We start from the raw sequence: 24,548 nt of genomic DNA, 5'->3' as shown, positions 1-24,548 counted from the left end.
CTGGTATATTTTTACCTAGCTACTATACATGTGTATATTATTTTTCCATCCATGCTGGTTTACCGAACCCTTTAAATTCGGATTCAATCACTTCTAAGAATTGCTCAGATTCTACTACTTCCATAATATCTTTCGCAAATTGCTTATCCACATTTTCTGTTTTCACAGCTACCACATTACGGAACCGATCGGGCATATCTTCTAAAGCCAGTGCTTCTAACAAATCCATATTTGCTGCAATGGCAAAGTTACCAGGTACTGCAGCTAAATCAGACCCCTCAACCGAACGAGGTAATTGTCCCGCTTCAACCGGCTGAATGACTAAGTTTTTCGGGTTCTCTGTGATATCTTTTTCAGATGCTGTCAATTGATCAATACCTTCATCCATTTTCACTAACCCTGCATCTTCCAATACATATAATGTTCTCGCTGCGTTCACGGGATCATTCGGAATAGTAATTGTTGATCCATCTTCAATTTCCTCAAGAGAAGTATATTTGTTTGAATAGATACCTAATGGCGCTGTCGGTACTATAATCAACTCAGAGAGTTCCATATTGTTTTCTTTCTCGAAGTTTTCTAAGTACGTAATGTTTTGGAACAAGTTTGCATCTATATCGCCACTGTCCAGTGAAATGTTTGGCTGAATATAGTCACTGAACTCCGTGATTTTAACGGTATATCCTTTTTCTTCAAGACCAGGCTGAATTGCTTTTTTCAGCATATCACTATAAGGTCCTGCTGTTGCACCAAAATGAATATTTTTATCATCATCCGATTTTTCAGTAGACTTTTCTCCTCCACAAGCTGCTAATGCCGCAACCAACGCAGTAAGAATGAATGCCAGTACTAGTTTCTTCATAATCCATCTCTCCCCTATTATCTTTTATCTATCATTTTTGAAAAACGATCTCCACCAAATTGAATCAACTGCACGAGCACTATTAAAATGGCGACGGTGACTAGCATAATACTATCATCATATCTGTAATAGCCAAAACGAATGGCTAAGTCCCCAATTCCGCCTCCGCCAACAAATCCAGCCATTGCTGAATAGGCAACTAAGTTAATTAGTGTCAGTGTAAGTCCTTGGATAATACTCGACTTTGATTCAGGTAATAACACATTCCAAATAATCATCCATGGCGAAGCACCCGTTGAAATTGCAGCCTCTATAACCCCTTTGTCTATTTCACGCATGGATGTTTCAACGATCCTAGCAAAGAAAGGAATAGCTGCCACGGAAAGCGACACACTTGCAGCTGCCGGTCCAATCGTATTTCCAACAATCAGTTTCGTCAGAGGTATTAGGGCTACAAGTAGTATGATGAATGGGATGGATCGAATAATATTAACGAAAAACCCAACTACTGAATTTATTGCACGGTTCTCTAAAAATAACCCTTTATCTGTTGTAAATAACAGAACCCCGAGTGGCAATCCAATAATCAGTGCAATTGTAAGCGAGATGCCGATCATATAAAGTGTTTCACCAAATGCTTTTGTAATATCCGGCATGAGTTCCATGATGTGAGATAGATCAAACATGTTGTCGGATCACCTCCACTTGTGCATTTTGTTCGAGTATGTATGCAATCGCCTGCTCTACTTCGTCACGCTCACCTTGCAATTCCATTAAGAAAATCCCAAGTGCTCGTTCTTGAATATATTCAATCGACCCATGCAGGAAGTTTCCTTTCACTCTATACTTCTGCATAGTATCGGAAATCACACCCTCCATGGCTACTTCACCTTTAAAAGTGATTTTTATCAGTGTACCAGCCAAGGTGGACATGACGGTATCCGGGATTTCATACGACACTACACTACTAATAAACTCCTTCGTCAAAGGTTGAACTGGGTTAGAAAAGATGTCATACACTTGTCCTTCTTCAATGACTTTTCCGTCTTGCATAATCGCCATGCGATCACAAATTTCTTTTACGACATTCATCTCATGCGTAATTAACACAATGGTGATATTCAATTCTTTATTGATCTTTTTCAACAATCGTAAAATGGACATTGTTGTATTAGGATCCAGTGCAGATGTCGCTTCATCACAAAGCAAAACGGATGGATTATTAGCTAGGGCTCTCGCAATACCAACGCGTTGCTTCTGTCCTCCGCTCAACTGCGCAGGATATACATTGCGTTTATCGGATAGCCCCACCATTTCAAGAAGTTCCATTACACGTGCCTCTTTTTTGTTTGACGACATTTTTGCTGCTTGTAAAGCAAATGCGATATTTTCGAAAATCGTCTTTTGGCTAATTAAATAAAAGTGCTGAAAAATCATTCCGATTTTTAAGCGCGCCTGCCGAAGTTGTACCCCTGATAGTTTCGTTAAATTTACATCATCAATTAAGATCGTGCCGCTCGTTGGTGTCTCCAACAAATTCAAACAGCGTATGAGAGAACTTTTTCCCGCACCTGAATAACCGACAATACCAAATATTTCTCCAGTCTCGATGTCTAGTGATACATCATCTACACCTTTTACCACTTTTTCTTTTGTCTGATAGACTTTAGACAAATGTTGAATTTGGATCATCTTCTCACTTCTTTCTACATTCAAGTAAATAATCGTTATAAATAGTAAGTTTTTAAAACTTCTTTCTAAATAAAAAAATCTTTCATTTTTCTAAATGAAAGAAGTACTGAAATACACTCAGCTTATCTCTCAGATGGAAAACCATGCTGTAGGATTTGGCACCTTCCTTGTTTCATTCAAGGGGTTGCTGGACTTCATCGGGCCTCTTCCCTCAGTCGCTCATGATAAGAGATTACTATTAAATTATATGCGTAAAACATATACTAATCTGAATTTACAAAACTGTCAAGGCGAATAACAACAAGTCAGCAGAATATCCGACTCATTCTATCAACATTACTTTCTTTTGCCTAATCTTCGCAATCATCTGGAATCGAATGTCCAACCTTCTATTGAAAAGTCTAGTATGATCTATGTATACTTAACGCAAATACCCTATCAAAGAAAGAAGGAATAGACTATGGCTTTATCTAACCGATTACAAAATCTCCCTCCGCATTTCTTTACGTTATTATTAAATAAAATAGAAAAGGCTATGGATGAAGGCAGAGATGTAATTAATCTCGGACGCGGAAATCCTGATCAGCCAACACCTCCCCATATTATTAAAGCATTGCAAGAAGCCGTTGAAGATCCAGCGACACACGGCTACTCTCCATTTAGAGGAACACTTGCTTTAAAACAAGCTGTGGCTGAATACTATCAGCGTGAATATGATGTCACGATTGACCCTGAAACAGAAGTCGCGGTTCTCGGTGGCACGAAAATAGGTGTCGTAGAACTTCCTTTAGCTATTATGAATGAAGGAGACTTATTATTACTGCCAGACCCTGGTTATCCTGACTACTTATCAGGTGTGAGCTTAGCGGGTATTCGATATGATACGATGCCACTACGTAAGGAGAATGAATTTCTTCCTGATTACGATAAACTAACAGATGTTCAGAAAAAAGATGCCAAACTAATGTACTTAAACTATCCAAGTAATCCAACAGGCGTCACAGCAACTCCCGAGTTTTATAAAAAAACTGTGGCGTTTGCCAAAGAAAATCAGATTGCCGTCTTACAAGATTTTGCGTATGGTGGAATTGGTTTTGAAGGCCAGAAACCGATTAGCTTTTTACAAACTGAGGGGTCAAAGGAAGTCGGCATTGAAATGCTGTCCCTTTCTAAAAGGTATAATATGGCAGGCTGGCGAGTAGGGTTTGCAGTCGGTAACTCTGAAATAATAGAAGCATTAAATGTATTGCAAGACCACTTATTCACTAGCATTTTCCCGGCAGTTCAACGTGCCGCAATTGAAGCATTGACAGGTCCTCAACAATGCGTTGAAGAATTAGTTGCGCTCTATGAAGGACGCCTGACAGTATTGCTAACGGAATGTGAGCGCATCGGTTGGGACGTCACGGCTCCTACTGGCTCATTTTTCGCTTGGCTACCTGTCCCAGAAGGCTTTACAAGCGAATCCTTCGCTGATTTATTACTGGATAAAGCAGACGTCGCAGTATCACCAGGAAATGGATTTGGTGTTCACGGAGAAGGATATATTCGTGTCGGGTTGTTGGAAAGTGAAGAACGCTTGCAAGAAGCGATTCGCCGTATTGAAAAGCTTGGTTTATTTAAGTAAGAAAAGTAATTCTACACTACATCAATTACACAAAAAGCCTCCTTGCTCATACCAGTATTTCTGGTATGGCAAGGAGGCTTTTTAGAATCTATTAATCGAGTTCTACAGTATCCAGTAACGCTCGTACTTCGTCTGTCGTATTCGTACTCATCAATTCATTTCGAAGTTCAGCGGCTCCACGGAACCCTTTAATGTAAATCTTAAAGAATCGACGTAGCGGTTTAAATAGTCGCGGTTCGAGCTCTGTAGAATATTTATCAAAAAGATCCAGATGTAAACGCAAAAGATCTAGCAATTCTCTATGATCATGCTCTTTCTTCTCTTTTTCAAAGGCAAATGGATTGTTGAAAATACCGCGTCCAATCATAACCCCATCCACACCATACTTCTCCACAAGCTCCAGGCCCATTTGACGATCGAGAATATCACCATTGATCGTCAACAGCGTATTAGGCGCTATTTCATCACGAAGCTTCTTGATTTCCGGAATCAATTCCCAATGTGCATTGCCATTGCTCATTTCCTTGCGGGTACGGAGATGGATTGACAAGTTCGCGATATCTTGCTCCAGTACATGTCTGAGCCATGTATGCCATTCTTCTATATCTGTATAGCCAAGACGCGTCTTGACACTGACAGGTAATCCGCCAGCTTTTGCCGCTTGAATAATTGCCGCAGCGGTTTCAGGATGGTTAATCAAACCACTACCTTTTCCTTTTGTTGCAACGTTTGGCACAGGACATCCCATATTAATATCCAATCCTTTAAAACCAAGTTCCGCCATCCCAATACTCATCTCGCGGAAATGTTCAGGCTTATCTCCCCAAATGTGAGCGACGATTGGCTGTTCGTCTTCTGTAAACGCCAAACGTCCCCGCACGCTAAAGATTCCCTCTGGATGACAAAAGCTTTCCGTATTGGTAAATTCGGTAAAGAATACATCCGGACGTGCAGCTTCGCTTACTACGTGGCGAAAAACCACGTCCGTAACATCCTCCATCGGTGCTAGTATGAAAAATGGCCGTGGTAGATCAAGCCAAAAATTAGTAGTCATCGTTACGTTCAAATCCTCTCTTCAAAACTTGCACCTGCGTACAAAAATAGTTTTTTACATATACTTACCCTTAACAGATGCCAGTCCTACCATTATACAAAAAATGCACAGATGAATTCCACTTCTTTGAGCTACCCTCAAAATTTATTATCGAACTACTTATATTTGACATTGTTTTACCCATTAACTGTAGTCGATTCATACCGTACGGTAAACTAAAAAACCGCTGCTTTTACTACAGCAACGGCTTCATATACTATTTAATAAATTAAGATACTACCTACGCTTAGTTTTCTCTCTACGTAGCTCTTTCATCAGAGAGATGACCATCAATAACATGACGAACGAGAACGGTAAGGCGGCAATAATAATCGTGTTTTGTAAGGCAGCCAATCCACCAACTGACAACAAGATTAATGCAATGGACGATTGGATAATACCCCAAATCATTTTCACACTAGTAGGCGGTGTCAACGATCCATATGTCGATTGCATACCGAGCACAAACGTTGCAGAGTCAGCGCTAGTCACGAAGAACGACGCAATCAACAGAATGGCTATAATCGAAATAATAAATGACCACGGCATTTCGTTAAACATTTCAAAGACTACTAGCTCGGACGAAGAACTTGCGATATCCGCTAGTCCACTGCGCTGCATATCAACAGCTGTCGTACCGAACGTAGAGAACCAAAATGCACAAAGCAATGTAGGTGCAAGAAGGACGCCCACCATGAATTCTCGGATCGTACGGCCCTTTGAGACACGTGCGATAAACATACTGACGAACGGTGCCCATGAAATCCACCAAGCCCAGTAGAAGATCGTCCAGTCAAACAACCATTGCTGGTTACCTGCATTAAGCGGCGCCGTACGAAGACTCATTTGAACCAGATTTCCTACGTAACCTCCAAGTGATTCAGTAAACATATTCAATATTAACAATGTCGGTCCCAAAACAACGACGAATGCAAGAAGTAACACAGCAAGTACCAAGTTTGTATTGGATAGATACTTGATCCCTTTACTAAGCCCCGACGAAGCGGATATGATGAACAGTACTGTGACTATGGCGATAATAATAAACTGAGAGAACGTCCCAATTTCAATCCCAAATAGATAATTCAGCCCTGCGTTAATTTGAACAGCACCGAAACCGAGAGTTGTCGCAACACCGAATGCGGTAGCAAAGACTGCAAGAACATCAACGAATATTCCCCACGGACCATCCATCTTCTTGCCAAAAATCGGTTTCAATGTTGCTGAAATTAAACCAGGTGCATCTTTACGGAACTGAAAATAAGCGAGAGATAAAGCGACTATTCCATACATCGCCCATACATGAAGTCCCCAGTGATGGAATGATTCACGTAATCCTTCCTTAAACGCTTCATCGGTGTTTGGATCCTCTGTAGCAGGATTGACGAAATGTGACAAAGGTTCAGCTGCTCCATAGAACACTAATCCGATACCCATTCCTGCTGAAAACAGCATAGCAATCCACGTGACCGTAGAAAATTCAGGTCGGTCGGTATCTTTACCGAGTCGAATCTTACCGTACGGACTAAAAATGAGGAATATACTTAATAATAGTAGTAATGAAAGCAACAGCAAGTAGTACCATCCAAATGAGGATGCGACGAAATTCTTTGCATTCATTGTAATGGTTTCGAAGCTTTCCGATGCAAATACGCCGTACCCAACCGTAAGGACGATCAATGCGATCGTAATGTAAAAGACATTTGATATTTTTCTCATGTTTCTCCCTTCAAAATAAGGTTACTTGTTCGTCCAATGAACGATTATATACTATACATATACTTTCCGAAGAAGGCAAAAGGTAAAATAAAGAGACAAATATCAAATGAGTTACTTTATTTATTCATAAAACACGATAAACGTAGACAGGATATAACAAAAAAGAGTTGTTTTATGAAATTACTTATCTCAGATTCATTACACTTAATGAATTAATAATGACCTTATACCTAGATAAAGGTAGGTTTGGCAACATTTTTCTTCCGCTAGTAATGTGTGTCATTTTGTGAAATTACTACTCTTGTATGTCTTACAAAAAAACATTGTATATCATCAGCTAATTCACAGCTGATGATATACAATGTTGATGAGCTTAGTGCATCTGTAAACCGTCATTTGTTATTCCACTGATCGGTAAAAATCAAATCATTCAAACTTCGTCGTTTCTCCCAATTCGCTGTTTCCAATATAGGCGCAGTAGGATAATTCTCCGTGTATCCAATAGATAAAAGAGCAATCGGTTCAACATGGGGTGGTATGTTTAAAATATCGCGCACATCATTCTTTTTATAAAAACTCACCCAGCCCATCGCCAGGCCTTCCGCACATGCTGCTAGCCACATATTTTGTATTGCACAAGCAGTCGATAACATGTCCGTTTCAGGGATGGAGTTACGTCCTAACACATGTGAGCCGCCACGCGTAGGATCACATGTTACGCAAATAGTGATGGGTGCTTCTTTCAATCCTTGTATTTTTAAGCCAAGGAACTTTGTCTCTTTTTCTCCCTCGTCTTCATAATGAATCGCTAGCGCACGCCTTTCTTTGTCAGCTGCCCAAGCCAACTTTTCTTTCGTTTCATCAGATGAAACGATGACGAAATTCCATGGTTGCATGAAGCCAACTGAAGGTGCGTGATGAGCCGCTTTCAATATGTTATGTAGCTTATCCTCAGGAATGGGAGTCGACAAAAAACTTCGCACATCTCTTCTATTGTAAATCACTTTGTAGACCGCATCTTTTTCTTCTTTCGAAAACATGTAACATCTCTCCTCTAGACTTGTACTTCATTTAGTTTACTATTCGTTATAGATCGTCATGACTTTATTATAGTGAAGTTATGTAAAGAAAGACAGGTTTGTCAGAGTAGCACTTACATATACTCCATTTGCTAAGCATGCAGTTCTAGCCTTATTCGATCAGTAAATAGTTGGTCCATTTTCAAGTAGTAGAAAAGTGGTTTCAACCGTTTTGAACATTACCGGTTGAAACCACTTTAAAATGTACTATTCGTAATAAGCTAGCTTACTTCCCGTCAGTTTTAGTAATCGATACTCCGCGTTCCGCAAATACTGTTTGCGCAACGGATAAAGCATTTAGCACGCTCGGGAATCCAGTGTATGGAATCAGATGCATAATGCAGCCGATAATCTCGTCCGGTGTCAAGCCTACATCAAGACCTGTTTTGATGTGCATCTGAATCTGTGGTTTGCCTTGTGCTACAAGAGCCGTAATTGTCGTAAGGACCTTCTGTTTATTATCCAATCCAGGCCGAGAATAAATATCACCAAATGCAAATTCCACTACATACTTAGTCAAATCGGGTGCTACATCTTTGAAGCTCTCGCCAATTTCCATCTCACCTGCTGGGTTATCCTCACCCGATAACGTAAGTTCCATTAATTTTTCCAAACCACGTTGATAGCGATCTTCCGCCATTCCAAAAACCTCCTTGATTATAGTAGCCGCCATTCTATCAAAGCTGTACGTAAAATTTCTTGTGTAGTATTATCTAGCGGTCATACTACTATTGTAGCAAATTTTATAAGAAACCAAAATTTTTCGTCTATTTATGATTATATAGGGATTAGTTCGATATATAAGTGCAATAACCCACTAACTTGCTTTTCTATTTAGTCATTTAAAAAGTGGTGTCGTTATTCATTACTAGAAAGTCTTCCTATCGTTTATACTTAAAAGAAACAATCGACCCAGGAGGTTTGCACAATGGAATTTAAAAGTATTGAAGAACAAATCATTCAAAAGTATAAAGATGATGAAAACTTGATGATCCGTCTGTTTGTCCAGTGGTGTGTGAATCATCAACTTAATCCACAAGCTCTTTATCAGCAAGCATACCCTGAACAACAGCCAAATCCCGCACTAAAGGAAATCATGGAAAACGATGATGGATTTGAGGAACTTCATATAGATAATGAAACTATGCTGGATGTGCTTCAACTGTTTGGGAATGATGATTTGGCATTTGTAGTAGCTGATGAAATAGCGAAATTCACATCATGATGTGTATCTGCGGGGGAACTATTCCGTTTGTTTATGCTATCAAACGCGAGCAGTTCTTACGCAGATTCTATTTTTCAAAAGTATGATCTCTTTTATAAAAATTCTTACTTTTCACTTGCTTTCCTACTATGAGTACAGCTGAGTACAACACAAGTGCGATGCCAAGTATCTGTAACGGAAGCAGTTGATCACCAAGAAATAAAACACCAACTAAAACTGCAACAATTGGTTCAATCGTTGCAAGAATCGATGCCTTCCCCGCTTCCAAATACTTTAGACCCGATGTATATAACACATATGCCGCCACGGTGGAAATCAGCGCCAGTAGTAAGGCAGCAATCCAAACGTCCACATACTGGAATGTGTCAACCTTGCGCCATACATCACTTGTCATCGACATGAACAAGGCCATATAAAAGAATGTGTACGTAGTAATTGTCAGAGCCGAATAGCGTTTCGTTATCGGCTTAGTGAAAACACTGTACAGCGCATAACAAAATCCCGAAAGAATCCCCATGAACAGCGTCTTACTAGGAATACTCTCCGATCCGAGCGGCAATAGTCCGACAACAAATGCACAACCAACAATAGCAAATACTAGTGCTAAACCTTTGCGAGCAGTTAGTAATTCCTTAAAGAAGATCCTCGATAGAATCGTCACGAATAACGGTCCCGTATATAATAATGTCACCGCAAGAGACAAGCTAGAACGTGAAAACACTTCGAAATAAAAGTAGTTAAACAGTGCTAGACTAAAAATACCTGCACTCGCAAAGAATATATGATCTTTTATTTGTGTCCGTAACTGATCACGATAGAATAGCATCATGATGGCAAATAAAAATACAAAGCTGAAGATCCCTCGAATTGCTACTACATCCCAAGCTGTGAATCCACGTGCATACAGTGGCGCTATAAATAAACCGATCAATCCCCAACAGACTGCTCCTGTAATTGTGATTATATAAACTTTAGGAGTTGGATGTGATTCCATTCAACTTTGCCTCCGTTCTTGTCTTTAAAGATAATTGAATCATAGAATGAGTTTATGTTGTATAATTTCATTATAAGGCATAACAATTCTGAAAACTATGATGCTGGGAAAATCAAAACCTTTCATTTGCCTTATCGTAAATACTTCTTGAGTACGTATTTCTTTAAGTTCGTCCGCCATTCTCTGCTGCAGTATATTTATATTCTCTAGCTAAAGGAAGAAAGCTAGCAGAGTAAAATCGAAGGTCATAAAAGTAGCAATAATGTAATGACTACACTGGTTCACACAGCAATCTTCGTCACTGATGATAACAGGGTACTGTTGATTTACTATATGAAAAGAAATTACATTAGCATTGTAGTTGGAGGATTTAAAGATGTACCTAGTGGGATGCGCATTTCTTATGGATTGCAGATCATTTATTTTTCAAAATCTAATTGTATTTAAAGGTTATCGTACCCAGTAAAATGATATATAAATAACGTTCTTATGGTTAGTGGTTACTTTATGTGTAGAATTTTTATCACTCTGTAAACCTTCACGTTTGTTAATCACACAGTATGTGATGAAGGCTTGCGATAAATATAATGGGTTATCAGGATCATTAAATAAAAGAAAAGATAAGCCAGCTCGTCAAGTTAGACTGATGAGAAGGCTTACCTTTTTCTAATGCGATTCTTATAATGACTTCGCAGTAAAGTACGCGCGGTGTGGAACAGATTACAGTTTAACGAATACCCTCTACTTCCTCGTCAATCGTCTTGGGAGCATCTTCTGCTATTTCACCTGTTTGCGTATGGAACTTTGTGATATTTTCTGCTGACATACTTCCAAAATCTTTTATCATCCAGCGAATCCAACCGACGACCATTACTACGATAATAAAGATAACGGGTACCCCTGTAATGATAGCACTCGTCTTGATTGTATTTAAATCCGCCCCTATAAATATCATTGTTAATGGTACAACTGCGAGCATTATACACCAAAATAGTCGGTGTAGCGGATGCGGCTCTTCATTTTCACCCAGACCCGGAGTGGCTGTAGATGCCATAGTAAACGCGGCTCCGTCTAAAGTCGAAGCTAAAAAAAGAACAGAAACGACTGCGAATAATACCATGAAAACACCACTAAGCGGCAGTGTTTTAAGAACTTCAATAATGGCAGCGTTATCATTTCCACCTGCGAGCATTCCAACCAAATCCACCTTACCACTCATCTGACGGTCAATAGACAGACTGCCGATGACTCCGAAGAAGAAGAAACAACCAACACTGCCGCTGATCAATGTATTTAGAATGACCGATCGTAAGGTGCGGCCTTTCGACACTTTCGCAATGAATATTCCAGTAAACGGTGCATACGTTATCCAATATAACCAGTAGAAAATTGTCCAAGACTGTGGAAAACCTGTTTTGCCAATCGGGTCAGTGAACAAGCTCATCTGCACGAAGTTTTGCATCATCTGTCCCAGCGCATTCGTACTATTTGCGATAATAAACAAGCCTGGACCTACAATAATAATGCCAACACAAAACAGTATAGCTAGTTTGGTCGTCATTTCAGAAATCCGTGCCATCCCTTTTTGTAAACCAATATAGGAGCTTAATGAATAAATGATGGAAATCAGCACGATCAATATTAAATTCATCTTAAATGAAGGTGTCAGACCTAGTACATTACTCAATACTGCAGATACTAAGGGCACGGAGACACCCAATGTAATACTTAGGCCACCAAAACAAATGAAGATAAACATAATATCCACAATTCTTCCCACGATACCCTTTTGCTTAATTCCTGTAATAGAGCTGACAATTGCACTCAAGCTCAATCCTTTATTCTTACGTATATAGAGATGGTAGCATATCGGCAGACCGACTAATGCATACAAAGTCCAAGCGCTGACTCCCCAGTGGAACATGTTGTAAGGCAAAGCCATTTCAAAGGCCCGCTGTGATCCCGGTTCTATACCTAGTCCCGGTGTGTCAATATAATATGCCCATTCGATAAATGCCCAGTACACAGTAGCCGAACCTAATCCGCAGGCAATCATCATAGAAATCCATTTGAAATTAGTATATTCAGGCACTGTATTGCCTAAACGAATATTTCCGTATTTACTGACAGCCACAAACCCAAGTAATATAATACCCAGAAACGTAAAGAGCAGAGTGCTGGAACCGAACCATTCAGTCAACGAACCAAAAATACTATTGGCTGCCTGCTGCGACTCTTCAGGCTTTAAGTACAAAAAACCTACAATACTTAATACAAGAGCCAAACTCAGAGTGATTAGCAACTTATCTATTTTCTTCGTCATATACATTCCCCATTTTTTTTAGATTATGTTCATGAATTTATGCGGTACTTTGAAATCAATTCCTCATCCAATTCCATGCCCAGACCAATACAATCTGGGACACAAATGTTACCGCTTACAACGGTGGGCAAATTTCTTACCAGACTGGTAAAGAGCGGACTGTCACTTTGGGAGTACTCTATTAAATCACCGTCTTTAGAAGCAGCTAGAAATTGAATAGTTGCTGCAAGAAGGATGCCTGTACTGAAACCATGTGGCACGAGTTTAACCCCATTCATTGAAGCAAGTTCAGAGATTTTCCTCATCTCACTGATGCCACCGCAACGGGTAATATCCGGTTGTATGATATCCGGCTGTGCATATTTCAAGAAGTCCGCAAACTCATAGCGAGTAGTTAATGATTCGCCGCCAGCAGTTTGAGCGCCTGTCAATCCGGACAGCTTTTTGTAGCTCTTCATATCATCTGCCAGTATCGGCTCCTCAATCCAGTTAAGATTGAATTTTTCCAGTCGCTTAAACATTCTTGCAGCCCTTCCGTATGTACCCCATTTAGAAGCTAAATCGATTTGAAGTTCAAATTCAGCGCCCGCCTCTTCCCGGACAGCCTTTACAATTTCAAAATCCATATCATCATCGTCGCCAAAAATGCCTCCTCCAAACTTTAAGCTGGTGAATCCCTGGTCAATTAACTTTCTCACAATCTTTTTATTTTTAGCGGGTTCGTCATCGGGTATAAATGTCCCGTACGCCTTAATAGTATCTCGATACTTTCCACCAAGCAGCATGTAAATCGGCACTTGATAAAACTGTGAGGCGATATCCCATAATGCAATATCAATTGCACTGATTGCATGGATACCAGCCCCCCTTCTGCCCAAGTAATTGGAACCCCAGTACATCTTGTCCCAAAGCTTTTGAATTTCCAAAGGGTTTTCTCCGATCAGCAAAGACTTCAGCCCAGTACTGTATAAATTAGAACTAGGCGCTTCAATGACTGCCCGGGCAACCATGGGAGACGTGTCACTTTCTCCAATACCGACAAGTCCGGTGTCAGTGATAACCCGAACGAGCAGAGCGTCTTCCCCCCATGTGCACTCTTGATCAATCGAAGGGACGCGCAGCTCAATTACCTCTATATCCACTATTCTCATTAGTAATTACCACCTTTTTATAAATGAACTTCAACAGACACTATTACTAGTTGTGAGTAATGTGCAATACTATAGAACAGTAGTGCTCTCTCGTATGATGGATGTCATTGTAAAGCAGAGACTTGTGTTTCTGTACTACTTTCAGGTTTACTCATTACGTGTACATGTAATTTGATGGATGGTGGATTCCTCAATAAGCGGCCAATCCATTTCAATCCCGAGTCCATTACCTTCCGGTGCATGTACATATCCCTGCTTGTCTGTTCGGATAGGATTCTTCACGCCGAATTCCAATGGTTCAACAGGCACGGCCTGCTCAAAAAACAAACAATTTTGGGTGGCCAGCATTAGATGCAGATTGGCGGCTTGGGAAAGAGTATAACCCCATGATTGCAATTCCGCCGTCATAGAATTCGCCTCAGCAAGTGCTATGGCTTTTTTCGTTTGCGAAATACCTCCCGCCAACGTGGCATCGACTCGCACACTGGACCAGCAGTCTTGTTGAATTCCTTGTTCCAATTGATTCAAATGCAGCAGTGTATTTCCTGCAGGGATAATCGGAATATTCACCTTCGTCCTTAACTCCTGATAACCTTTCAAATCTGTATCCGGCAACGGAGCCTCGAACCAAACATACCCAAGGCGCTCCAGCTCAACAGCTACTTTGAGTGCTTCCTGTCTCGTGTAAGAACTTTCTACATCCAACATGAATTTTAATCCAGACCCTTGGAATTCTTTTTCGATTGCATAGACCAATGCCAAGTCTTCCTCTGCTTTGCACCATGTATGAAACTTAATATATCGGTAGCCCTGCATTTTCAGATCATGCACATGTTCGATATAGTCTTCTATACTCGGAAGAAAAGGTGTACTGGCATAGGACTGAATCTTATCCCTTGCCCCTCCCAACATTTGATATAGCGGCATTCGTGCATATCTTGCGGCAAGATCCCATAGCGCGATATCAATAGGCGACTGTGCCTGCGGTGTCATTTGAACACATCGGCTGGCCAGCAATTGGTAGATTTCCTCACGCTGTAAAGCTGATTTACCAATCAAAAAAGGAAGTAAGTGACGGATGGATTCCGCCAAACTTAAATCGGCATGACCTTCCGTCCAGGATATCGCTCCACCACATCCCTCGTATCCATCCGTTGTCCGTATTCTTACAATTGTATTTGTAATTGTAAGGTCAGAGTAATGGGAAGATGTTTTGTATTTCGCTTCCGGTGTCTCCACAACATAAATCCGCACATCGGATATCTCAAGCTTTTTCATATAATCTTCTCCTTTTCTTCTTTAATTCAGCAAATAGACATCAGGTATATTCGTATCGATAATATGCTTTTGTAAGGCCTCCGCAGCCACATTTATATCTTCAGCCGTAATCAGGATATCCACCAGCTCTTCATGTTCCTTCAACCATTTCTCCAATGTACCTGATTTGCTATTTTGATAGACAAAATGTAAACGAATTCTGTGCACGATACTTTCCCAAATCCTAATAACGTTTTCCATTTCGGAAGCCGTTACAATTAATTCATGCAGTTGGATATCTAATTCGATAAAAGTCAGCAAGTCATCATAATTAGCAGCTTTCCTCATATCTTCTACAATTCTTCTAATTGTTTCTTTATATTTTTCTCCCCAATTTTCAAATCCTTTTTTCAATGCATATGTTTCAATTCGAACACGCATGGGGAGAAGAAGTTCCACTACTTCCTCCTGTGAAATTGTGGCGACCCTAGTGTCTTTATAAGGTGAAGAAATCAACAGTCCTTCCAGCTCCAACAGCAAAATTGCCTCTCGGATAGAAGTCCGGCTGACCCCTAAATTCTGTGATAAACGATTCTCAGTAATTTTCTCTCCAGGAACCAGCTTACCTTCATATATTAAATTCCGAATCTCTTGTGCTATTCGATGCTTCAATGAAAATTTTGATAAATCTTTATTCATGCCACTCCTCCTTAACCGCGATTATTTGTCTGATTGTCGACAATGTACATGTTTAGATTATAAAGACTAGTTTTCAAATTGTAAATAGTTTTTATAATTTTCGGAATCTAAATGTTATTAATGGGTGAATGTATCAAAAACCCCATTAGAAAAGGGTTGGATCATCAACGAACGATGATCCAACCCTTTTCTTCTTACTTCCGGCTAGTTATATATCAGCCCTTTATATATTATTTTTCCTTATTGGATTATGTCCAGGTTCACTACAGTACTTCATATGCAAAGATGATGGCTATAAATTATTCTTCTACCTACTCATCTGGATATGAATAAAATTATCATCTTTGCTTATATCAAAACTTTCTTATTCGAGATTACCGCTTCTCTTCAACTTGAAATATTCCTCGTTCAAAGGTAAGTGTTATTTCGCGAGAGAATAAATAGAAGTATGAACAATAAAGGGAAAGAACCCAAGTCAATCCGTTATTGTTTCAAAGATTGGCTCTTTTTAAAAGGATTCCATACATTTTGTTACACTCACATAGAATATTTGTATAGTAACCGCTACTCAACAAGTATGAAATCCACACTACCTACACCAACATCAACTTTCAAATGAATGTTAGTATTGGAATGATTGTATGCTTCATTTACATAGATGCCTTTGCCCTTAGAAATTAAACCTTTCGCTCCCACGCTACCTATACCCTTTGAAACAGATAATTTAACTCCAGTCTCTTTAGGTAAATGAATTTTCGCATCGCCTACTCCCAGATTGATGTCCCCGTCGAAGCTTTCCTTCCATTCCCCGCCAAGATTGATCGTCGTATCACCAACACCAGCGTCAATTGATACATGATTGAGATGGATTCCTGCCAATATCAGTTCTGAATCGGATACACCCATTTCGACATCGAGATTCACAGGTATTTCATTTGTCAGTTGAAGATTCCAATCGTTTCGATGCTTCCGCAAAGCTGAGAGACCTTTCATTTTCTGCTGAATCTCTACATAACCAACATCTCTTTTATTCTTATACGTAACGGATGGATACCATTTTTTCACATTCGTATCAATGTCCCCATCCACCCATTGCGTTGCACCGCCCTCAATTAGAAGATTACCGGCACCAAAACGAATAGCCACATCCAGCGACTTCGCGTTATCTCTTTCAATTGACAATGCACCAGAGACCCGGTCTGATTTCATCCAGTCATATGCCCAAAAGCTCACTATACCTAACAGTACTGCGCCCGCAATAACTATCAGTATTTTCCGCATATTCACACCCCTTTACTCTATCATAAGCGATACTCAATAAAGTTGAGTCGATCAGATGACTGAAGTTTACATCAGACTTAGGACTGAGTGGTAAAGTATATGGAGTTCCTATAGTGATTATTTCATTTCACAACAAAAAATCGCTTACACTGAGACATCACAATTCAGCATAAGCAATTTCAAATTTGCTATGATTAAACTTTTACTACCTCTTTTGTTAGTTTTCCAAACTTACCAGCGAAATAAGTCAGGGCATCTCCTTCATTATTTACGAAGTTCTGTACTTCACCTATAAATAACACATGATCACCGCCATCATACTCTTGCCATGGCTTACATTCAATATAAGCAAGCGACTCTTTAAGGCGAGGAGCGTGTTCACCTTCAATCCAGTTAAAAGGTGCTACCTCTTTCGGTCGTCCAGCAAAATGCATGGCAACATCCTCTTGGGAAGCATTTAAAATATTAACAGTAAATGCATTATTTTTCATATGTTCAAATGCTTTTGTTTTGCGGTCTACTGACACTAGTACGAGAGGAGGATCTAGTGATACGGAAGTAAATGAGTTCGCTGTTAATCCATGAGATCCATTTTCTGTTTTGCACGTCACAACGGTTACGCCAGTTGCAAATTTCCCCATGCAGTTTCTAAATTTTTTAACATCCATTCATATGCCCCCCATAATAATTTTATTGTGCATTAGTTAAAGCATACGGCTTCCTACCTAATAAGTAATAAGCTTGTTCTGCTTTTTGTTGTCTGAAAAGTTCACGGATTCGTGTAGACGAGATAACTTCACCTTTTGAACACGTAACTACAGGATGTTGAAATGCATTAAAATGTTTGGTTAAATCTTCAATCGAACCACTTTTCCCACTTCCAAAGTGAAAGCCAGGTCCAATCCATATTTCTTTCGGATTAATTTTACTTAATTCATCGATAAAGTCTTGCACACTTCTTGACGCGTACACCTGATCAAACGAAGCGAAAACGGTATAGGAGACACCTAACTCTTCAAGAAACTTTTTCTTTTCAGGTAGCGAAGTCAGCATGGATTGATTTTGAAAATAAACTTTGGGTGGGGGATCAAATGTGTAAACAACTAGTGGTACCCCATAACGATCCGCTTGTGCCTTAGCTTGACTAATCAAAGCTTGATGTCCTCTATGAATCCCGTCAAATGCGCCAATCGTCACAATAGATTGATTCAATTCTAGTTGATTGTCTTGAAAACAAATCATAATAGTCGCCTCGCTTTCTCAATTGTACAAAGAGAGAAGGATAAAACCCTTCTGCTCTTGAATCTTACTTATACAGTGCGCATTACAAAGTCTAGAGAGGAGACTTTACACCCGTCTTTTTCTTCAATCTTTGTCATTAAGTCTAAGCGAACACCGTCTGCTACATCTGTTTCCAACCATTCATCGCCTTCGAAAAACACTTGGGTAATTAGTGTTTCATGACCTTCTGCCTCAAACATTAAATGTAAGTGTGCTGGTCGCATCGGATGCTGATCCGTATATTCTAAAAATTCTCCTGTCGGTCCATCAGTCGGAATTGAATACGGAAGAGGTACTATTGTTTTAACTTCAAAGTTTCCATTTTCATCTGTGTAAAAATGTCCTCTAAAATTATATTTTGGTGCCTCCGAATCAAATGCTGAATACTTACCAGAAGCATCATTTTGCCACATTTCTACTCTTGCTTTGGCAAGTGGTTCTCCATTTGTACTACTAACACTTCCGCTAAAGTACATGACATCTCCAGCTTCATTAGGGCGTTGTGTCAATACAAGTGGTTGTCCCGGCTTAGCTTCGATGAGAGGCGTTCCTTCAACAAAATAGGGTCCTAATAGCGAAGGCTGCGTTCCAGGCTTGTCTGTATACATCGCTCTTAAAACATGACTTTCTAAGAATACGTCCGCATAAAGTGGTAGTTCTCCAGCACGACCTAAGCGATCTGCCCAATCCACAAAGTTTGTATACTCTTCATGATTCAAGTTTGCTTCTTTTAAAAAGTTTTGTACATGTGCTATGAATAAGTTAAATACCTCTTCTACCCGTTCATTTTTCTTTGATATTTGTTTTAACATTATAATTTCCTCCTCTATTTTACGTTTCACACTTTTAAAAACTTACTTTTTTCCATAAGCATGTACATCGTCGTTATTAATCCAAGTCGGATTGACCCAACCATCTAAATCGTAATCATCCATACATTTCTGTACAAAATCTTCAAACTTTTGTGCTTGACCACTAGCTTTTGCGGTTATTAAATTTTCCAAGCGTATATTTTCGTTGTTACCAGAATAATTTCTTTCATATAACTCGTGTCGACCGCCATATTCAGTTCCAATTGCATCCCAAAGTAACTTAATCACTTTGATCTTTTCTTCAGCTTCTATACCGTTTGATCCACGGTATAATTTATCAATGATTGGGCGCAGTTCAGCATTTTTAAAATCAGCAGCACTAGACGGCTGTACAATTAAACTTCCCGCAACAACTGTCTCTACAATATTTTTCACATGTGACCAACCATCAGACATGAACACACGATATGCCAAGCCATATTCTAGATTAGGTAAAACAGTATTGTTAGCTCCTTTTTCAGGATTCAATGCCATTGCATCACTCATTGCCCAAAACATATTACGATATGCAATGACTTCACCAATTTGGGCTTGGACACCGCGGAATGAATCCGTTCCATTCCCCCGTAATGCCTTAATAAGTAGACCTGAAATGAAGTCCAATTTCACGGCGAATCTTGTTACACCGTGGAAAGTTAAACGGTGAAGGAATCCACTTTCAGCAAAAAACGTATTCGCTTTTTCAATGTCTTTGTAAACTAACACGTTCTCCCATGGTATGAGAGCGTTCTCAAAAACTAGTACAGAATCATTTTCATCGAAGCGGCTACTAAGTGGATAGTCGAAAGGACTTCCTGTAACAGCTGCATTCATTTCATAAGATGCTCGACAGACTAATTTAATGCCTGGTGTATTCATATCTGCGACGAAGACGAGTGCATATTCTTCGCTAGGAATTGCAAGTGCACCGTAGTGAGCAACGAAATTATAGTTTGTAAGTGCAGAACCTGTTGCAACCATCTTTGCACCACTCACTAAAATCCCTTCTTCCGTTTCACCTACCGCATGAATAAAGACATCTTTCACTTCGTCGATTGGCTTATCGCGATCAACAGGAGGATTAATAATTGCATGGTTGAAGAACCAGTTTTTCTCTTGAACTTCTTTGTACCACCTTCTTGCATTGTCAGCGTACTCACCGTAATACTCTGGGTTTGCGCCTAACGTTGCTAAGAATGAAGCTTTATAATCTGGAGAACGTCCCATTTGTCCATAAGACATTTTGGCCCACTCCGCGATTGCGTCCCGCGTTTTAAACAAATCTTCAGGTGTTTCATCTGGTACGAAGAAACGCTGTGTATATCCACCGTTACCAGTATCTGTTTCCCGTGTTAAAATCTCTTTATGTTTTGGATCATGTAATGCATCATAAAGGCTAGCAATAGAGCGTGCACTGTTTCTAAAGCCGGGATGAGTTGTTACGTCTTCTACTTTTTTCCCGTGTAGCCAAATTTCACGATTATCTCTTAAGCTCTCAAGGTATTCTGCTCCGGTCATAGGTAATCTAACTGCTTGTTTTACTGTCATAAATATACCCCCTTATTTATTGTAACCGCTTACTAATCTGAATATTACATGCATTATCGAAAGTTAGTAACTGTAAATATATATTAATAAATGATTAATGACTAGCAGTTTTTGTGGGGATGGTTTAATCTACCCTTTTCACTCCATCCTTTACATAGCCTACAATAATAAAAGACGAATCAGAAAACGATTCGTCTTTCAACTTTTCTATAGAATATCCGCGGCGCACCGGAAACCCATATGCCCCGTTGAACTGTCCGTGGTATTGTGAGATCTTGCTGCCACTCTATATCGATTACAATATGATTTATGACAGAGGTAACTACCACCCTTAATAACCTTATCCGTTCCAGTCTGAGGACCAGTCGGATCTATAAGCGGAGTACTAGACAAATGTGTATTTGAAAACCAATCCGAACACCATTCCCAAACATTGCCCACCATATTATATAAACCGTAATCGTTAGGAACATACTCGTCCACGCACATTGTACCAGCAAAGTTACTACCTGCTGCATGTTCGGAAGGGAATACCCCCTGCCATATATTACACTTGTGCTTACCTTTAAACTTCAATTTATTGCCCCATGGATACTTTTTTTGTACAAGCCCACCGCGTGCAGCATACTCCCACTCTGCTTCCGTAGGCAGCCGCCTGCCGCTCCAATCACAATAGGCTTGTGCATCATTCCAAGATATATGAACGACAGGGTGGTCCAGCCGATTACTGATAGATGAATCCACCCCTTCAGGCATATGCCAACATGCCCCATAAACTTGTAACCACCAAGGCGTCTGTTGCACAGATTGCTGTATTTGTCGTTTTACTGTATCCGACACTAATAAATGAAAAACAAATGACCAGCCAAATTTTTCAGCATCTGTGCGATAACCAGTCGCTGTTACAAACTCTTTAAATTGCGCATTACTAACAGTATATTTGTCTAGTGTAAAAGGTTGAAGCTGAACCTGACGAACTGGTCCCTCCCCATCTTCTTTAAATCCCTCTATATCTGTAGTTCCCATTAAAAAGCTTCCGCCAGCTAGCTCAATCATGTTTTCGAAGTGATGGAATTCTTTTGTCAATCTTTTAAGCGGACTAGAAATACACTTGTCATCTTCATACATTATCGATGTTTTTTCTCTAGTAGGACAACACTTCTTCACCATTTTAGAAACCCACCCGCTTTATACTATATTATTTTGCTGTCGTTAATAAATCATCCTTAATTTTAAATATAACTTTTTCAATAGATCCTGAATAAGCAAACTCACCTTGATCTGCGTAATCAGGACTAACTGGATATAGCGAATCTTTTCCAATATCCATTCCTTCAAAAGAGATCTTATAAGGTAAAGTCTTATCTATTTTTAGTTCAGCATACTTTTCATCATTGACGTATATTGAGCCTATACCTGCATAATCTCCTGTTTTGTCGAATGCAAATCTAATATCGAGTTCCCCTGCACTCAGTTTTTTCTCAGTAATAGTTTTGTATCTTTTGAATCCTGCATTGTACTCGTATACAAGTCTATTATCTTTAATGTAAAGAGTGTATCCACTCTTGTGATTCCCAAGTGCAAGTAATACACCTTCATCAGTGTCTTCGTGCTTAATAGGTATGTCTATAGTATAAGACCGATTGATTATTGGTGGTGATGCCGAATCACTTAAGTGACTCATTTCGGGATAATAGATAAATGAACTCTTTGCTCTTGGAGAGTCATCTGCTACATTTGCAAATGCTTCGAGAAACAAATCGGAAATTGGCAGAACACCATTTTTTTCTGCCTCCTTTTTCCAAAGCTCTTTCATTTCCTTTAGCTTTTCAGGTTCCTCTTTCGCTAAATCATGAATTTCGGAAAAGTCCTCATCTACCTTATAAAGTTCCCATTTATCCTCTTCAAACGGCTCACCTTTCACATGCATGGTTATCGCTCTCCAACCGTCATTGTAAATAGCACGATGTCCACTAACTTCAAAATACTGTGTTTTTTTGGCAGAATCTGCATTACTGTTGGTAAACGATTTCGCAAAACTCACACCACTCAATGGCATTTGTTCGACACCTTTAATGGTTTCTGGAACTTCGATACCCAGCAAATCATAAATAGTCGCTGTTATATCGCTGACATGAACATATTGCGATCTAATTGCACCTTTATCCTTAATACCTTCAGGCCAACTAATAATCAGCGGCGTATGCGTCCCTCCAGCGTAAGTACTGTTTTTATAAAATTTGAACGGCGTATTGCTCACTTGTCCCCAGCCAGCCGGATAGTCCGTTCCTGCTTTTTCACCGCCCATTTCTTCATAATTATCAAGTATATCGTCAATACTTTCCGGAATTGTGTTATACGCCATAGACTGATTTACCGACCCTAGCTTTCCACCAATAGCGCTAGCGCCATTATCTGAAAGAAAGACAATCATTGTATTGTCCAGTTCACCTTTTTCCTCTAGAAAGTCCATGAATCGACCAATTTGTTCATCGGTATGTGTTAAAAATCCAGCATACGTTTGTTTCATACGTATAAAAGCTTTTTTATTTTCTTCCGATAGATCATCCCATTTTTCTACGCCTATGTTTGTTGCTGCAAGCTCAGTATCCTTTGGTATGATCCCTAACTCCTTTTGCTTATTAAATCGTCTTTGACGAATAACGTCCCAACCTTCGTCATAAACACCGTCGTACATCTCAATGTACTTTTCAGGAACTTGATGTGGCTGATGCTGTGCTCCAAACGCCATGTACATAAAGAAAGGGTGGTCCGGAGCTACTGAAATATTATCTACTGCATATTGTATGGATTTATCAACGATATCCTCTGAAAAATGATAATTTTCTTTAGAAGGTACAGGGATAGGATGATTGTCTTCTGTTAACTCAGGGCGATATTGATCCGCTGAATCTTCTAGGAAACCATAAAAACGATTGAATCCTTTGCCAATCGGCCAGTTGTTATAAGGGCCAGCAGGTGTTACTTGAGATGTCGGAGCAAGATGCCATTTACCCAGAGCATATGTGTTGTAACCATTTTCAGAGAGTACCTCGGCAATCGTTCCGGCTTCAGGTACAATAGATCCTCTTTTATTTGGGAATTCAGGGCCATAATCGAAGTTGGCTACACTCCCCATTCCTACTGCATGATGATTTCTCCCAGTCAGCAATGACGCCCTTGTCGGTGAGCAAAGAGGTGTTACGTTAAAGTTATTGTATCTAAGACCGTCATTGGCAAGTTTGTCCAAGTTTGGTGTTTTGATTTCTGAACCAAAGCTCCCTAAATCCGAAAAACCTGAGTCGTCTAACACCATATAAACAATATTCGTTTTAGAAGGTACCTCCATAGTTTCTATTTCAGTAGACCTGTCTCCTACTTTTGAATTCAACTTACCACTAGCAGCACTTGAACTTTGCGCATTTAGTTTTGGCGAACATCCCGCTGTAACCGCTACCAAAGAACTGATAGCAAGTACTTTAAAGAATGTTGAATAATCTAGCTTTGACCTATTGAACAATAATTACAACCTCCTTTTAATTAATACACTTGTAACATTACCTAATATTCAGAAAATTTTGTACCGCAATAAACTAGTAATATATAGAGGTTTTCAAGCAATTTTTACTGATTTCATTTAAGATATTGTGATCAAGTAGGAGGGAGTGATTAACTCCCGGCTTCTCACACCACCGTACGTACCGTTTGGTATACGGCGGTTCATAGGTTTCCTCTATAAGTTTCCTTTTCATGGTATCCCAATGTTGTACGATATGCGCTCGTAGGTTTTGTACGGCATTTCGTCTACACCGTGACTACCTTTATTGCGTTCTACCCGTTTAAGGGCAGATAGTAGATTCTCCCGT

General features: G+C 39.7%; 21 protein-coding genes, 1 pseudogene and 1 riboswitch. Of the genes and pseudogenes, 2 read left to right on the top strand and 20 right to left on the bottom strand.

The window, feature by feature from the left end; translation table 11 throughout:
• Positions 1-37 precede the first annotated feature (37 nt).
• Genes CSV80_RS10250 through CSV80_RS10240 form a run of 3 tightly spaced genes read right to left on the bottom strand, consistent with a single transcriptional unit; the run spans position 38 to position 2,554 of the window.
• Entirely contained in the window at positions 38-862 is an 825-nt protein-coding gene (locus CSV80_RS10250) for a MetQ/NlpA family ABC transporter substrate-binding protein (RefSeq protein WP_099670765.1), read from the bottom strand.
• A gap of 17 nt (positions 863-879) precedes the next feature.
• Positions 880-1,548 carry a methionine ABC transporter permease gene (locus tag CSV80_RS10245; protein WP_099670764.1) on the bottom strand — a complete coding sequence of 223 codons (669 nt, stop codon included), beginning with the start codon at positions 1,546-1,548 and terminating at the stop codon, positions 880-882.
• The gene (locus CSV80_RS10240; protein WP_099670763.1) at positions 1,541-2,554 is read right to left on the bottom strand and encodes a methionine ABC transporter ATP-binding protein; all 1,014 of its coding nucleotides are present in this window, start codon (positions 2,552-2,554) and stop codon (positions 1,541-1,543) included. The genes CSV80_RS10245 and CSV80_RS10240 overlap by 8 nt, the downstream gene beginning before the upstream one ends.
• Before the next feature lie 119 nt (positions 2,555-2,673).
• A riboswitch (SAM riboswitch) is annotated at positions 2,674-2,785 on the bottom strand.
• Positions 2,786-3,014: 229 nt separating this feature from the next.
• On the opposite strand from CSV80_RS10240, the gene CSV80_RS10235 reads away from it, so the two are divergent.
• Positions 3,015-4,181, top strand: a complete 1,167-nt coding sequence (locus CSV80_RS10235; protein WP_099670762.1) for a pyridoxal phosphate-dependent aminotransferase — start codon at positions 3,015-3,017, stop codon at positions 4,179-4,181.
• Positions 4,182-4,272: 91 nt separating this feature from the next.
• Here the strand turns inward: CSV80_RS10235 and CSV80_RS10230 are convergent, their stop codons facing one another.
• From CSV80_RS10230 to CSV80_RS10215, 4 genes are all read right to left on the bottom strand, one after another.
• Positions 4,273-5,235 (bottom strand): tRNA dihydrouridine synthase, encoded by a 963-nt coding sequence (locus tag CSV80_RS10230; RefSeq protein WP_099670761.1) that lies wholly within the window; start codon positions 5,233-5,235, stop codon positions 4,273-4,275.
• 276 nt (positions 5,236-5,511) lie between these two features.
• On the bottom strand, positions 5,512-6,993 hold the full coding sequence (locus tag CSV80_RS10225) for a glycine betaine uptake BCCT transporter (protein ID WP_099670760.1): 1,482 nt from the start codon (positions 6,991-6,993) through the stop codon (positions 5,512-5,514).
• Between the two features lie 392 nt (positions 6,994-7,385).
• The gene (gene bluB, locus CSV80_RS10220; protein ID WP_099670759.1) at positions 7,386-8,033 is read right to left on the bottom strand and encodes a 5,6-dimethylbenzimidazole synthase; all 648 of its coding nucleotides are present in this window, start codon (positions 8,031-8,033) and stop codon (positions 7,386-7,388) included.
• Between the two features lie 265 nt (positions 8,034-8,298).
• Positions 8,299-8,712, bottom strand: a complete 414-nt coding sequence (locus tag CSV80_RS10215; RefSeq protein ID WP_099670758.1) for a carboxymuconolactone decarboxylase family protein — start codon at positions 8,710-8,712, stop codon at positions 8,299-8,301.
• A gap of 288 nt (positions 8,713-9,000) precedes the next feature.
• Here CSV80_RS10215 and CSV80_RS10210 point away from each other — a divergent pair, with 288 nt between their 5' ends.
• Positions 9,001-9,297, top strand: a complete 297-nt coding sequence (locus CSV80_RS10210; protein ID WP_099670757.1) for a hypothetical protein — start codon at positions 9,001-9,003, stop codon at positions 9,295-9,297.
• Between the two features lie 67 nt (positions 9,298-9,364).
• On the opposite strand, the gene CSV80_RS10205 is transcribed toward CSV80_RS10210, so the two are convergent.
• From CSV80_RS10205 to CSV80_RS17830, 13 genes and pseudogenes are all read right to left on the bottom strand, one after another.
• The gene (locus CSV80_RS10205; RefSeq protein ID WP_099670756.1) at positions 9,365-10,291 is read right to left on the bottom strand and encodes a DMT family transporter; all 927 of its coding nucleotides are present in this window, start codon (positions 10,289-10,291) and stop codon (positions 9,365-9,367) included.
• A 727-nt stretch (positions 10,292-11,018) separates the two neighbouring features.
• Positions 11,019-12,614: a BCCT family transporter gene (locus tag CSV80_RS10200; protein ID WP_099670755.1), complete on the bottom strand. Its 1,596-nt coding sequence runs from the start codon at positions 12,612-12,614 to the stop codon at positions 11,019-11,021.
• Positions 12,615-12,643: 29 nt separating this feature from the next.
• Positions 12,644-13,765 carry a mandelate racemase/muconate lactonizing enzyme family protein gene (locus CSV80_RS10195; protein WP_099670754.1) on the bottom strand — a complete coding sequence of 374 codons (1,122 nt, stop codon included), beginning with the start codon at positions 13,763-13,765 and terminating at the stop codon, positions 12,644-12,646.
• 147 nt (positions 13,766-13,912) lie between these two features.
• Positions 13,913-15,043 (bottom strand): mandelate racemase/muconate lactonizing enzyme family protein, encoded by a 1,131-nt coding sequence (locus CSV80_RS10190; protein ID WP_099670753.1) that lies wholly within the window; start codon positions 15,041-15,043, stop codon positions 13,913-13,915.
• A 21-nt stretch (positions 15,044-15,064) separates the two neighbouring features.
• The gene (locus tag CSV80_RS10185; protein WP_099670752.1) at positions 15,065-15,721 is read right to left on the bottom strand and encodes a GntR family transcriptional regulator; all 657 of its coding nucleotides are present in this window, start codon (positions 15,719-15,721) and stop codon (positions 15,065-15,067) included.
• A 564-nt stretch (positions 15,722-16,285) separates the two neighbouring features.
• Positions 16,286-17,002: a toast rack family protein gene (locus tag CSV80_RS10180; RefSeq protein ID WP_099670751.1), complete on the bottom strand. Its 717-nt coding sequence runs from the start codon at positions 17,000-17,002 to the stop codon at positions 16,286-16,288.
• 194 nt (positions 17,003-17,196) lie between these two features.
• Positions 17,197-17,670, bottom strand: coding sequence for a flavin reductase family protein (locus CSV80_RS10175; RefSeq protein WP_099670750.1), 474 nt, complete (start codon positions 17,668-17,670; stop codon positions 17,197-17,199).
• A 22-nt stretch (positions 17,671-17,692) separates the two neighbouring features.
• The gene (locus CSV80_RS10170) at positions 17,693-18,244 is read right to left on the bottom strand and encodes an FAD synthetase family protein (protein WP_099670749.1); all 552 of its coding nucleotides are present in this window, start codon (positions 18,242-18,244) and stop codon (positions 17,693-17,695) included.
• Between the two features lie 68 nt (positions 18,245-18,312).
• Complete coding sequence (locus tag CSV80_RS10165) at positions 18,313-19,095, bottom strand: dioxygenase family protein (RefSeq protein ID WP_099670748.1); 783 nt, start codon at positions 19,093-19,095, stop codon at positions 18,313-18,315.
• Between the two features lie 42 nt (positions 19,096-19,137).
• A complete protein-coding gene (locus CSV80_RS10160) occupies positions 19,138-20,682 on the bottom strand; it encodes a 4-hydroxyphenylacetate 3-hydroxylase family protein (protein ID WP_099670747.1) in 1,545 nt (514 codons plus the stop codon).
• 207 nt (positions 20,683-20,889) lie between these two features.
• Positions 20,890-21,810 (bottom strand): formylglycine-generating enzyme family protein, encoded by a 921-nt coding sequence (locus CSV80_RS10155; RefSeq protein WP_233208476.1) that lies wholly within the window; start codon positions 21,808-21,810, stop codon positions 20,890-20,892.
• A 70-nt stretch (positions 21,811-21,880) separates the two neighbouring features.
• Positions 21,881-24,202: an arylsulfatase gene (locus CSV80_RS10150; RefSeq protein ID WP_099670745.1), complete on the bottom strand. Its 2,322-nt coding sequence runs from the start codon at positions 24,200-24,202 to the stop codon at positions 21,881-21,883.
• A gap of 181 nt (positions 24,203-24,383) precedes the next feature.
• Positions 24,384-24,548, bottom strand: a pseudogene (locus CSV80_RS17830) (group II intron reverse transcriptase/maturase); the annotation flags it as partial.

It is taken from the genome of Sporosarcina sp. P12(2017) (assembly GCF_002743035.1).
GTDB classification, from domain to species: Bacteria; Bacillota; Bacilli; order Bacillales_A; family Planococcaceae; genus Sporosarcina; species Sporosarcina ureae.
Note: the sequence above shows the minus strand (reverse complement) of the source record. Positions and strands in the feature narration are given on the sequence as shown.